Genomic DNA, 12,793 nt, shown 5'->3' with positions numbered 1-12,793 from the left:
AGCATGGCGTGCACTCCTGCCGTTGAATAAGGCGATGGAGTGATTAGGGCGCAAAGGCGAGGATGGCGCACCTGTCAGATCTGACAGGTGCGCAAAGTATTCCGACGAGTGGTCGTGGATGGCAACGTCAAAAACACAAGATTGCAGCCTTTTGCAGTTTCTGCAGGGATTTAGGCTCAATCCATAAAGGAGGAAAGTTTCGCCGTCAGGTAGGTGGCCGGATTACTCGGTGACGTCAGGAATCTTGCGCGGTGCCATGAAGTACATCCAGATCAGCGCGATGAAGTACATCCCCGGAATCAGGGTGAACAGCACGGTGTAGTTGTTGTGGGTGACGGTGAGGATGTGGCCGACGATCTGGGTCATGAACATCCCGCCGATTGCCGCGCACATGCCGCCGAAACCGAAGACGGTGCTCATCATGTGCTTGGGGGTGTAGTCCATCACCAGGCTCCAGATATTCGCGGTCCAGGCCTGATGCGCGCCGATGGCCAGGGAAATCGCTGCCACCGCCACCCACAGACTGCTCGAACCGGCGGCCATGATCACGCCGATGATGCAGCAGGCAAACAGGAACATCGACAGTAGCCGTGCCTTTATCGGGTTCATACCGCGACCGATCAGGAACGAAGACAGGATGCCGCCGCCGACACTGCCGAAGTCGGCAGTGAGGTAGATGATGATCAGCGGGATGCCCATCTGGGTCACGTTGATGCCCAGGTTGTATTGCTGATTGAGAAACGGCGGCAGCCAGTACAGGTAAAACCAGAACACCGGAGCGGTCAGCGAGTAGGCGAGGGCGAAGGCCCAGGTGCCGCGCATCCGCAGGATTTTCGAGAATGGCACGCGGGCCTGTTCTGGCTCGACTTCCTGCTGGATGTAGTCGAGTTCCGATTGTTTGACGCTCGGATGATCTTCCGGGTTGAAGTATTTCAGACCCCAGAACAGCAGCCAGATCCCGCCCAGTGCCGACATGCACAGAAACGCCGCCTGCCAGCCCCATACATGGAGAACCAGCGGCAGAAGCATCGGCGTGAACATCGCGCCGACGTTGGTGCCCGCGTTGAAGATGCCTGTGGCGACTGCGCGTTCACCGGCCGGGAACCACAGGCGTGTGGTTTTCACGCAGGCCGGATAGTTGGCCGCTTCCGTCAGGCCGAGGATGAACCGGCAGACCATAAAGCCGACCGCCGACGTTGCCAGGCCGTGGGCGCCGGTGGCCAGGCTCCAGAGCAGCACCGCGCAAAAGAACACGCGCTTGACGCCGACCCGGTCGATCAAGCGACCTTGCAGAACGAAGCCGATCGCGTAACCGACCTGAAACCAGAAGTTGATGTTGGCGTAATCCATCGCCGTCCAGCTCATTTCCTTGGCGAGGATGGGTTGCATGACACCGAGCGCGGCGCGGTCGATGTAGTTGAGGGTTGTGGCGAAAAATACCAGCGCCAGCATGCCCCAACGGGTCTTGCCGACGGCCATGGCGCCGCGGATCTTGTCGCCGATGCCACCCGTGGCAGTGCTCATGGCTGGCGCCATGCGGGAAGTCTGTGAAGGAATCATGTGTTCCACCCGTTTTTGGATTTGTTATTTGGTGTTCTTTTTTCTTGAACGCTGCGACCGGTGCGTCGCGACCGGACTCAATGTGCTGTGGATGTTGGGCAGTGGACGAAAAATCGTCAATTCGTCAAACCGGCATTGTGTTCGATAATCGCACGCAAAACTAACCGGGTAGTACACTTTAAATTGCTGCGAGAAGTGATGCAGCCAATAATTTCCCCACGACAAAAAATGAACAACGCGGCGCAGCCCGGGAGTTGAAACATGCAGCGTTCCATTGCCACCGTTTCCTTGAGCGGCACCCTGCCGGAAAAACTCGAAGCCATCGCCGCCGCCGGGTTCGACGGGGTGGAGATTTTTGAAAACGATCTGTTGTACTACGACGGCAGCCCTCGGGAAATTAAACAGATGTGCGCCGATCTCGGGATCGCCATCACCCTGTTCCAGCCGTTCCGCGACTTCGAAGGCTGCCGCCGTGACCGTTTGGCGCGCAACCTGGAGCGGGCCGAGCGCAAGTTCGACCTGATGCAGGAACTGGGCACCGATCTGGTGCTGGTGTGCAGCAACGCTTCGGCCGACAGCGTTGGCGATCAGCAGATTCTCGTCGATGACCTGCGCTTGCTGGCTGAACGTGCCGGCGCACGTGGCCTGCGAATCGGCTATGAAGCGCTGGCCTGGGGCCGTCACGTCAATACATATCAACAGGTCTGGGACATCGTGCGCCAGGCTGATCATCCAAGCCTCGGTGTGCTCCTCGACAGCTTCCACACCCTGTCACTGAAGGGCGACCCGCGTGCCATCGCCGATATTCCCGGTGACAAGATTTTCTTCGTGCAAATGGCCGACGCGCCGATTCTGGCGATGGATGTCCTGGAGTGGAGCCGACACTTCCGCTGCTTCCCGGGCCAGGGTGAATTCGATCTGCCGGGATTCCTGGCACCGATCATCCAGAGCGGTTACACCGGGCCGCTGTCGCTGGAAATCTTCAATGACGGTTTCCGCGCCGCACCGCCGCGGGCCAATGCCGCCGACGGTTTGCGCTCGTTGCTGTATCTGGAAGAGAAAACCCGTCAGCGCCTTGAACAAGAAGCGGCGCCCGTGGCCAATCGCGAAATCCTCTTTGAAACCCCTAAGGCCAGCGAGTACAACGGCATCGAGTTTCTCGAATTCGCCGTCGATGAAAGCCTCGGCGCCAAGCTTGCGCACTGGCTGGAGCGGCTGGGTTTCGTCAAGTCTGGTCAGCATCGCTCCAAGAGCGTCAGCTTGCTGCGTCAGGGTGATATCAACCTGATCCTCAACTGCGAACCCTATTCGTTTGCCCACAGTTTTTTTGAGGCTCACGGCCCATCGCTGTGCGCCACCGCTGTGCGAGTCAAGGACAGCAACAGTGCCCTGGCGCGTGCCGTGGCTTACAAGGGGCAGCCTTATCGCGGCTTGGTCGGCCCGAACGAATTGGAGCTGGCGGCGGTGCGCGCACCGGACGGCAGCCTGATTTATCTGGTGGATGAAGAGGCGGATGTCTACGGCACCGACTTCAATCTGCTACCAGGTGCATCGGCCCGTGGCGGTCTCAAACGCATCGATCACATGGCCATGGCGCTGCCGGCTGACAGCCTCGACAGTTGGGTGTTGTTCTACAAAAGCTTGCTGGATTTCGAGGCCGACGATGAAGTCGTGCTGCCCGACCCGTACGGTCTGGTGAAGAGCCGGGCATTGCGCAGTCGCGACAGTTCTATCCGCTTGCCGCTGAACATTTCCGAGAACCGCAACACCGCGATCTCCCACGCGCTGTCAAGTTATCGCGGCTCTGGCGTGCATCATATTGCCTTCGATTGTGACGACATCTTCGCCGAAGTCAGTCGTGCCAAAGAGGCCGGTGTACCGCTGCTCGATATCCCCCTGAACTATTACGACGATCTTGCCGCGCGCTTTGATTTCGACGACCAATTCCTCAGCGAACTGGCGTATTACAACGTTCTCTATGACCGCGACGCGCTGGGCGGTGAGTTGTTTCACGTCTATACAGAGCCGTTTGAAGGGCGATTTTTCTTCGAGATCATCCAGCGTAAAAGCGGCTATGCCGGTTACGGCGCGGCGAACGTCGCGGTGCGTCTGGCAGCGATGGCCAAATCACGCAGTGGCGCTGTGCGCCAGGCGAAGTTGTAGGAAAATCGTAAACGCGGGATTAAACACATGCCGCGCGGCTTCCTTCACTGTGCCGCGCGGCCCATAATCGCCAGCCTGTGCAGTGATGGCCGTGAGCCCGCAATGACAATGACTTCAGAACTCCCCGCCGCTCCCGTCGTATCTGCCGCAGAGCCGCGCAAGAGTCGCAAGAACAATCCGGAAAAAACCCGCGAGAACATCCTGCAGGAGGCGATCGTCGAGTTCGTCCAGCAAGGACTGTCCGGTGCTCGCGTCGACGCGATCGCTGAGCGCATCCACACCTCCAAACGCATGATCTATTACTACTTCGGCAGTAAGGAGCAGTTGTACGTCGAGGTCCTGGAAAAACTCTACGGCGATATCCGCAACACGGAAAACCGTCTGCACCTGGACGAGTTATCGCCGATTGTGGCGATTCGGCGTCTGGTGGAGTTCACGTTCGATCACCACGATCACAATGTCGATTTCGTGCGCATTGTCAGTATCGAGAACATCCACAACGCCGAATACGTGAAGCGTTCCGATGCGATCAAGGCAATGAACAACACCATCCTCGATTCACTGGGCGAGATCCTGCGTCGGGGTGTTGAACAAGGTGTGTTTCGTACCGGGCTCAATGCGCTGGACGTGCACCTGCTGATCAGTTCGTTCTGCTTCTATCGCGTGTCGAACCGCCATACGTTCGGTGAGATTTTTCAGATCGATCTGCCGGACGAAAGCATCAAGCAGCGTCATCGCGAGATGATCTGTGAGTCGGTGTTGCGTTACTTGCAGGCCTGACGCATTCCCCTTGTGGGAGCGAGCAAGCCCGCTCCCACAAGGGGATTGAGTTCAACCCTTCATACTTTGAAAATGTGCCAGCATTCGCGGCGCATCCGGCACTACACCGCTGAACAGCTCAAACGCCTTCACGGCCTGAAACACCGCCATGTTGCCGCCATCCAGCGTGCGGCAACCCAAGGCGCGGGCGTTGCGCAGCAGTTCGGTTTCCAGCGGGAAATACACAATCTCCGCCACCCACAACTCCTTGCGCAGCAGCTCCACCGGTACGGGCATGCCCGGCAGTTTGGCCATGCCCATCGGCGTGGTATTTACCAGGCCGTCCGCCTGAGTCAGTGTGCTCGGCAGATCACGCCCGGCCATGGCGCGATCGAAACCGAAATGCTCATTGAGATTGTTGGCCAGACTTTCGGCGCGCTCGCTGTCGACATCAAAAATGCTCAGTTGCTGTACGCCTTCGCTCAGCAACGCGTGGGCCACTGCCGCGCCTGCGCCACCGGCGCCCATCTGGACGACACGTTCACGGGGTGCATCCTGCAAGCCTCGGCGAAAGCCCTCTGCGAAACCCAGGCAATCGGTGTTGTGACCCACGCGTTTGCCGTCCTTCAACACCACGGTATTCACCGCGCCGATGCCACGGGCTTCGGGTGACAGTTCGTCGAGCAGCGGGATGATCGCCTGCTTGCATGGGAACGTGATGTTCAAACCGGTGTAATTCATTCGTTCGGCGGCCAGCAGCAGGTCGGGCAGGGCGGTGCTATCCATCTGCAGTTGGTCGAGGTCGATGAGTCGATAGAGATAACGCATGCCCTGCGCATCGCCTTCGTGTTCATGCAAGGCCGGCGTGCGGGAGGCCTGAATGCCGGCGCCGATCAGCCCGGCGAGTATCGCGCTTTGGCGTGACATCGGATTCACCCCTTCAGTCGCTGGCTGAAATGTTCCAGGGCCAGGCGATAGCCATGGCTGCCGAAACCACACATCACTGCCGTGGCGATGGCCGAGACGAACGAATGATGACGAAACGGTTCGCGCGCATGGACATTGGACAGATGCACCTCAATGACCGGCAATTCGCTGGCAACCAGCGCATCGCGAATCGCCACCGAGGTGTGCGTCCACGCCGCCGGGTTGATCACGATCCCGGCGCAACGGCCACGGGCCGCGTGAATCCAGTCGAGCAGTTCGCCTTCGTGATTGGTCTGGCGAAACTCCACGGCCAGGCCGAACTCCTCGGCCGCACGTCCACACAGCGCAGAAATATCCGCCAGGGTTTCGTGGCCGTAAGTCGCCGGTTCACGGGTGCCGAGCAAGTTCAGGTTCGGGCCGTTAAGCACCAGAACGATAGGGGGCATGAGGGGAAACTCCACTTATTGTTTTTGGCTTTGGCCGAGAGTTCAGCCTGTGGAGATAAAATGTACTAGATGGTTACATGGGTCAATTGCACAGCGTTACCGTGGGTGTTTTTTGTTCGGTGATCGCACAGTCAAAACTTATCCACAAAAAAGCCGTCATCATGACGGCTTTCTTGTCTCCGGCATTTGCATCAACGGCGGGTCAGCAACACACCCGATTCCATGTGATGCGTCCACGGGAACTGGTCGAACAACGCGCAGCGCGTGATGCGGTGCGTGTCGTGCAACTGGGCGATGTTGGCCGCCAGGGTTTGCGGATTGCAGGAGATGTACAGGATGTTGTCGAAGCGCCGGGTCAGTTCGCAGGTGTCCGGGTCCATGCCCGCGCGTGGCGGGTCGACGAATACGCTACCGAACTCGTAGCTCTTCAGGTCGATGCCATGCAAGCGACGGAACGGACGCACTTCGTTGAGCGCTTCGGTCAGCTCTTCGGCGGACAAGCGCACCAGCGTGACGTTATCCACAGCGTTTTCGCTGAGGTTGCTCAGTGCGGCGTTGACCGACGTCTTGCTGATTTCGGTGGCCAGCACTTTGCGCACGCGGGTGGCGAGCGGCAGGGTGAAGTTGCCGTTGCCGCAATACAGCTCCAGCAGGTCGTCAGTGCGATCGCCCAGTGCTTCGTAAGCCCAGTTCAACATCTTCTGGTTCACGGTGCCGTTAGGCTGGGTGAACGCGCCTTCTGGCTGGCGGTAGCTGAAGGTACGACCACCGACTTCGAGTTTTTCTACCACGTAATCGTGGCCGATCACTTCGCGTTTGCCCTTGGAGCGACCGATGATGCTGACCCCCAGATCTGCCGACAGCTTGACGGCTGCAGCCTGCCAGTGCTCGTCCAGCGGACGGTGATAGCACAGGGTGATCATTGCGTCGCCGGCCAGCGTGGTCAGGAACTCCACCTGAAACAGCTTGTGGCTGAGCGCCGAACTTGCCTGCCACGCGGCCTTGAGCTGTGGCATCAACTGATTGATGCGCAGGCTGGCAATCGGGAACGCTTCGATCAGGATCGGCGTGCGTTTGTCGTCTTGGGAGAACATCGCGTAGTGACGCTCGCCGGCCTCGCGCCACAGACGGAATTCGGCGCGCAGACGGAAGTTCTGCAGCGGTGAGTCGAACACTGTCGGCTCGGGGGCATCAAACGGTGCCAGCAGGTCACGCAGGCGCGTCACCTTGTCTTCGAGTTGAGCGGCGTAAGCTTGGGAATCGAAAGTCATGCGTTGAACCAACCCAACTTGATCACGAACAGAATCGACAAAATCACCAGCGCCGGGTTCAGCTCACGGGCACGCCCGGACAGCAGTTTGATCGCGGTCCAGGCGATGAAGCCGAACGCGATACCGTTGGCGATGGAGTAGGTGAACGGCATGGCCAGCGCGGTCACCACGACCGGGGCGGCAACGGTGATGTCTTCCCAGTCTATTTCCGCCAGACCGGAAGTCATCAACACGGCGACGAACAGCAGCGCGGGTGCGGTGGCGAATGCCGGAATGCTGGACGCCAATGGCGAGAAGAACAGCGCCAGCAGGAACAGGATCGCGACGACGACGGCAGTCAGACCGGTGCGGCCGCCCGCACTCACGCCAGCAGCGGATTCGATGTAACTGGTGGTGGTCGAGGTGCCCAGCAGCGAACCGGCCATGGCGGCGGTGCTGTCGGCGATCAGCGCACGGCCCATTTTCGGCATGTGGCCGTCCTTGCCCATGAGGCCGGCGCGTTTGGCGACGCCGATCAAGGTGCCAGAGTTGTCGAACAGGTCGACGAACAGGAAAGCAAAAATCACGCTGACCAGACCGATGTCCAGTGCGCCTTTGATGTCCAGTTGCAGGAAGGTCGGGGCCAGCGAAGGCGGCATCGAGATCACGCCGACGAACGCGGTAACGCCCAAGGCGATCGAGACAACGGTGACCGCCAGAATGCCGATCAGCACCGCGCCGCGCACTTTCAGGGCTTCAAGGGCGACGATCAGGGCGAAACCAAGGGTGGCGAGAATCGGGGCCGGTTGTTTCAGGTCACCGAGGCCGACCATGGTCGCTGGGTTGCTGACCACGATACCGGCGTTGTGCAGGGCGATCAGCGCCAGGAACAGGCCGATACCGGCGGCAATCGCCGAGCGCAGTGGCAGCGGGATGCTGTTGATGATCCATTCACGGATGCGGAAGATCGACAGCAGAAAGAACAGCACGGCCGAAATGAACACCGCGCCCAGTGCCACTTGCCAGGTATGGCCCATGTGCAGCACGACGGTGTAGGTGAAAAAGGCGTTCAGGCCCATGCCCGGTGCGAGAGCGATCGGGTAGTTGGCGATCAGGCCCATGACCGTCGAACCGATCGCGGCGGCCAGACAGGTGGCGACGAATACCGCACCCTTGTCCATGCCGGTCTCGCCGAGAATGCTCGGGTTGACGAACAGAATGTAGGCCATGGCCAGGAACGTCGTGATACCCGCAAGAATCTCGGTTCGCACGTTGGTGTTGTGTGCCTTGAGTTGAAACAGCCTTTCCAGCATGTCTGCTCCCCGTGGCGCGGATGGCGCCGTGAATGTATCGACCTCAACAGCAAAGCACAGACCGTCGCAAGCGCCTGGAAAATTGTGATGGGCCGGAAAAAGCCGCGCATCATACCAGCAGCGTGGGCAATATGGCGGTTGTTGGTGTCGATCGTCGGCGAAGTTTTGCCGTGAGAGCAAGTGCGCCATACTGCGCGCTGATTTTTGGGGGGATAGGGATCGTATGAACAAGCGCTGGATGAAGGCTTTCGCACTGATGGCTATTTTCATGACCGGGATGCCTGGCGCCTGGGCGGCCTCGGCGCCGCCGCTGACCCAGTTGAAAGTGCTGAAAGTCGAATCACCGCCGTGCGGTTTTGAAGGCATCACTGAGGGGCAGGAGCAAACGCGTTGTGACCACCAAGGCCCGCACATCAAGGTTTACGTGCTGGAAGTCGGTTACGGTCGCGAGCCCCATGTGGCGCTGGACGGTTTTGAAGTGAATGGCACGCGAACCCCGGTCTGCGCGTTTGAGACCGGCAATCTCACCGAATGCACGGTCGGCCGTAAAACCGTCGGCTATCTGTACATCTTTGATCTGGCGGGCAAGCAGAGCGGCATCTTCACTTTCAGCAACACCTCGATCAACGCGCCGGGTAACAGCATGTCGACGCAGCTTTACATCAAGTAACGGCTACGGCCAAACGAGCCAGGCTAAAGCTGACTACGCTTTGAAGATCACCCAGCGGAAATCGCCCATGACCTTTAGAGCCCTGATTACCCTCGCCGAGGGGATCGATGACCTGCAAAGCGTGACCCTGATCGATGTGCTGCGCCGCGCCGGCATCGAAGTGGTGGCGGCCAGCATCGAAGGACGACGCATGCTGACCTGCGCGCGCGGCACCCGCCTGACGGCTGACGGCATGCTGGTCGATGTGCTGGCGCAGACTTTCGATCTGATCGTCCTGCCCGGCGGTGACGTGGGTTCACAGCATTTGGCGGCGCACCAGCCTTTGCAGCAATTGCTCAAGGATCAGGCCAGCGCCGGGCGCTTGTTCGCCGCTATCGCCGAAGGCCCGGCAGTCGCCTTGCAAGCCTTCGGCGTTTTGCGTCAGCGACGCATGACTTGCCTGCCGGGCGTCAGTCATCAATTGTCGGGCTGCACGTTTGTGGATCAACCCGTGGTAGTTGATGGCAACTGCATCACCGCCCAGGGTTCTGGTGCCGCGCTGGAGTTTGCTTTGGTACTGGTCGAACAACTTGGCGGCAAGGCGCTGCGGGCGAAAGTGGCGGGGGAGTTGTAGGTTTGAAGAGCGCTAAACCTTCGCCTCTTCCACCCGCTCCGTCATCCGGTCCCGTTTGGCCAGGGTCGGGAACAGTTTGATCCACGTTCCGGTCACCACCAGCGTGCCGATCCCGCCCATGACGACCGCCGGCACGGTGCCGAACCAGTGGGCGGTGATGCCGGACTCGAACTCGCCCAATTGGTTTGAAGCGCCGATGAACAGACCGTTGACCGCGCTGACCCGGCCGCGCATTTCGTCCGGGGTTTCCAGTTGTACGAAGGACGCGCGGATCACCATGCTGATCATGTCCGCTGCGCCGAGCACCACCAACACCGCCAGTGAGAACCAGAACGAGGTCGACAGGCCGAAGGCAATGGTCGCGACGCCGAAGACGCCCACCGCCGTGAACATCACCCGGCCGACGTTGCGCTCCACGGCAAACCGGGCCAGGAACAGTGACATCAACAAGGCGCCCACGGCGGGCGCCGAGCGCAGCAAACCCAGCCCCCACGGGCCGGTCAGCAAGATGTCCTTGGCAAATACCGGCAGCAGCGCCGTGGCGCCACCGAGCAACACCGCAAACAGGTCAAGCGATATCGCCCCGAGGATGTCAGGACGGCTGCGAATGAAGCGAATCCCCGCCAGCAGCGAATCCAGCGTGGCTTTGCCTTTGTTCAAGGGCGTTTGTCGTGCCGGCAGGTTGAGCATCAGCGAGCAGGCAATCACATAGAGAATCACCGTCGGGCCATACACCCAGACGCTGCCGAACGCATAGAGCAAGCCGCCAAGGGCCGGGGCGACGATGGTTGCGGATTGTTGCGCCGATTGCGCCGCCGCCACTGCACGCGGGAACAGCGCACTGGGCACGATGCTCGGCAGCAGTGCCTGGGTGGTTGGCATCTCGAACGAGCGTGCGGCACCGAGCAGAAAAGCGAGGATAAAGATCATTTCCCGGGTGACGTGATCGGTGGCGCTGCCAATTGCCAGCGCCAGCGCAATCAACGCTTGCAGCGACTGACAGATCGCTGCGACCTTACGCCGGTCATAGCGGTCGGCGACGTGTCCGGTGTGCAACATGAACAGCACACGCGGGGCGAACTCGACCAGGCCAACCAGACCCAGATCAAGCACGTTGCCGGTCAATTGATAGAGGTTCCAGCCAATGGCCACGGTGAGCATCTGAAAACCGCTGGCGGTAAAGATCCGGGCCAGCCAGAACGCAAGAAAAGGGCGGTGGTGACGTAACAGCAGGGGCTCTTGGCTGGGCATCTGAAGGCAGGTCTGGCTGGTGGGGAATCGCGAGATTATCACCAGTCTGTAACAGGAAGTTGCTAGGGCGGGAAATTTAGTTAGCCAGACATCGATTTTCTTTCAGGGACATGGATCAAGCCCCCGCCCGGGCTTTGCCAGGGTGATGAGGCAACTTGTCACGCGGCAAACGACCACGCAGTTCTTCGCTCAAAATGGGACTACTCTTTCAACGTTGCATGATCCAGATCAAAACCCTGAACGGAATTGATCCGGTGGCCCGTTGGCCAGACTCCCTGCGTTGCGATGGTTGTTAAAAAAGAACGAATCAGAATTCGCCGCACTCCATATCCGTGGGGGCAGTAGGCGTTGGGGCCACAAGCCCCACAGCCGGTATTACCTGACAGAGGAAGACTTATGTTCGGTTTAGAGGCACTCGATCTCGCCCGAATTCAGTTCGCGTTCACCGTCTCGTTCCACATCCTGTTCCCGGCCATCACCATTGGGCTGGCGAGTTACCTGGCGGTGCTCGAAGGCCTGTGGCTCAAAACCCATAACGACACCTACCGTGACCTTTACCATTTCTGGTCGAAGATCTTTGCCGTCAACTTCGGCATGGGTGTGGTCTCCGGGTTGGTCATGGCTTATCAATTCGGTACCAACTGGAGTCGCTTCTCTGATTTCGCTGGCGCTGTCACCGGGCCGTTGCTGACGTACGAGGTGCTCACGGCGTTCTTCCTTGAGGCCGGTTTCCTCGGGGTGATGCTGTTCGGCTGGAACAAGGTCGGACGTGGCCTGCACTTCTTCTCCACGGTGATGGTGGCCATCGGCACGCTGATTTCAACTTTCTGGATTCTCGCTTCCAATAGCTGGATGCAAACCCCGCAGGGCTTTGAAATCGTCAACGGTCAGGTGATCCCGACCGACTGGTTTGCGATTGTCTTCAACCCCTCGTTCCCGTATCGCCTATTGCACATGGCCACGGCGGCGTTCGTTGCAACCGCTTTCTTCGTCGGCTCCTCGGCGGCCTGGCACTTGCTGCGCGGCAAAGACAACCCGGCCATCCGCACCATGCTGTCGATGGCGATGTGGATGGCGTTGATCGTCGCGCCGATTCAAGCGGTCATCGGTGACTTCCATGGCCTCAACACGCTGGAACATCAGCCGGCGAAAATCGCTGCGATCGAAGGTCATTGGGAAAACAAGGGTGACGAAGCCACGCCGCTGATTCTGTTCGGCTGGCCCGACATGAAAGAAGAGAAAACCAAATTCGCCGTTGAGATCCCGTACCTCGGCAGCCTGATCCTGACCCACTCGCTGGACAAACAGGTGCCGGCGCTCAAGGAGTTCCCGCCAGAAGACCGGCCTAACTCGACCATTGTCTTCTGGTCGTTCCGGGTCATGGTCGGCCTCGGCTTCCTGATGATCTTCACCGGTTTGTGGAGTCTGTGGCTGCGCAAACGCGACACGCTGTATACCTCGCGGCCGTTCCTGTACCTGGCGTTGTGGATGGGACCATCCGGCCTGATCGCGATCCTCGCAGGCTGGTTCACTACGGAAATCGGTCGTCAACCGTGGGTGGTTTACGGGTTGATGCGCACGACGGATGCGTCCTCCAACCACAGCTTCATGCAGATGAGCATCACGCTGATCATGTTTGTGGTGGTGTATTTCGCGCTGTTCGGTACAGGTCTGGGCTACATGATGCGTCTGGTGCGCAAGGGGCCGATAACCGACGAAGGCAAGGAAACCAACGACGGTGGTCCTGGCCAGAAACGTACGCCGGCCAGGCCGCTGTCGGCTGCTGACGACGATGGCTCCGAGGCTGACCACAGCCCCACCCTGACCAAGGAGATTTGAAT

General features: G+C 59.5%; 11 protein-coding genes. 5 read left to right on the top strand and 6 right to left on the bottom strand.

All coding sequences use genetic code 11. From position 1 onward, the window contains the following. Positions 1–222 precede the first annotated feature (222 nt). Complete coding sequence (locus ACIOU6_RS21185) at positions 223–1,560, bottom strand: MFS transporter (protein WP_221730142.1); 1,338 nt, start codon at positions 1,558–1,560, stop codon at positions 223–225. A 261-nt stretch (positions 1,561–1,821) separates the two neighbouring features. On the opposite strand from ACIOU6_RS21185, the gene quiC reads away from it, so the two are divergent. Together quiC and ACIOU6_RS21175 are read left to right on the top strand one after the other, a co-directional pair. Further along, positions 1,822–3,723 (top strand): 3-dehydroshikimate dehydratase QuiC, encoded by a 1,902-nt coding sequence (quiC, locus tag ACIOU6_RS21180; protein WP_401138794.1) that lies wholly within the window; start codon positions 1,822–1,824, stop codon positions 3,721–3,723. Between the two features lie 102 nt (positions 3,724–3,825). Further along, on the top strand, positions 3,826–4,503 hold the full coding sequence (locus ACIOU6_RS21175) for a TetR family transcriptional regulator (RefSeq protein WP_221730140.1): 678 nt from the start codon (positions 3,826–3,828) through the stop codon (positions 4,501–4,503). A 51-nt stretch (positions 4,504–4,554) separates the two neighbouring features. Here ACIOU6_RS21175 and ACIOU6_RS21170 read toward each other — a convergent pair whose 3' ends face one another. From ACIOU6_RS21170 to ACIOU6_RS21155, 4 genes are all read right to left on the bottom strand, one after another. Further along, positions 4,555–5,409 (bottom strand): shikimate dehydrogenase, encoded by an 855-nt coding sequence (locus ACIOU6_RS21170; RefSeq protein WP_401138793.1) that lies wholly within the window; start codon positions 5,407–5,409, stop codon positions 4,555–4,557. Between the two features lie 5 nt (positions 5,410–5,414). Further along, positions 5,415–5,855, bottom strand: coding sequence for a type II 3-dehydroquinate dehydratase (gene aroQ, locus ACIOU6_RS21165; protein WP_102899935.1), 441 nt, complete (start codon positions 5,853–5,855; stop codon positions 5,415–5,417). Positions 5,856–6,046: 191 nt separating this feature from the next. Then, a complete protein-coding gene (trmA, locus tag ACIOU6_RS21160) occupies positions 6,047–7,126 on the bottom strand; it encodes a tRNA (uridine(54)-C5)-methyltransferase TrmA (protein WP_221730138.1) in 1,080 nt (359 codons plus the stop codon). Continuing rightward, entirely contained in the window at positions 7,123–8,418 is a 1,296-nt protein-coding gene (locus ACIOU6_RS21155) for an NCS2 family permease (RefSeq protein ID WP_401138792.1), read from the bottom strand. Before ACIOU6_RS21155 ends, trmA begins: the two co-directional genes overlap by 4 nt. Positions 8,419–8,641: 223 nt before the next feature. On the opposite strand from ACIOU6_RS21155, the gene ACIOU6_RS21150 reads away from it, so the two are divergent. Both ACIOU6_RS21150 and ACIOU6_RS21145 read left to right on the top strand, forming a co-directional pair. Next, positions 8,642–9,088, top strand: coding sequence for a DUF4879 domain-containing protein (locus ACIOU6_RS21150; protein WP_221730136.1), 447 nt, complete (start codon positions 8,642–8,644; stop codon positions 9,086–9,088). A 67-nt stretch (positions 9,089–9,155) separates the two neighbouring features. Beyond that, the gene (locus ACIOU6_RS21145) at positions 9,156–9,701 is read left to right on the top strand and encodes a DJ-1 family glyoxalase III (RefSeq protein ID WP_221730135.1); all 546 of its coding nucleotides are present in this window, start codon (positions 9,156–9,158) and stop codon (positions 9,699–9,701) included. A gap of 12 nt (positions 9,702–9,713) precedes the next feature. Here ACIOU6_RS21145 and ACIOU6_RS21140 read toward each other — a convergent pair whose 3' ends face one another. After that, positions 9,714–10,952, bottom strand: a complete 1,239-nt coding sequence (locus ACIOU6_RS21140; protein ID WP_401138791.1) for an MFS transporter — start codon at positions 10,950–10,952, stop codon at positions 9,714–9,716. A gap of 396 nt (positions 10,953–11,348) precedes the next feature. On the opposite strand from ACIOU6_RS21140, the gene ACIOU6_RS21135 reads away from it, so the two are divergent. Further along, positions 11,349–12,791 carry a cytochrome ubiquinol oxidase subunit I gene (locus ACIOU6_RS21135; RefSeq protein WP_401138790.1) on the top strand — a complete coding sequence of 481 codons (1,443 nt, stop codon included), beginning with the start codon at positions 11,349–11,351 and terminating at the stop codon, positions 12,789–12,791. The last annotated feature ends 2 nt before the right edge of the window (positions 12,792–12,793 follow it).

It is taken from the genome of Pseudomonas sp. NPDC087615 (genome assembly GCF_044743445.1).
Classification (GTDB): domain Bacteria; phylum Pseudomonadota; class Gammaproteobacteria; order Pseudomonadales; family Pseudomonadaceae; genus Aquipseudomonas; species Aquipseudomonas baetica_A.
Note: the sequence above shows the minus strand (reverse complement) of the source record. Positions and strands in the feature narration are given on the sequence as shown.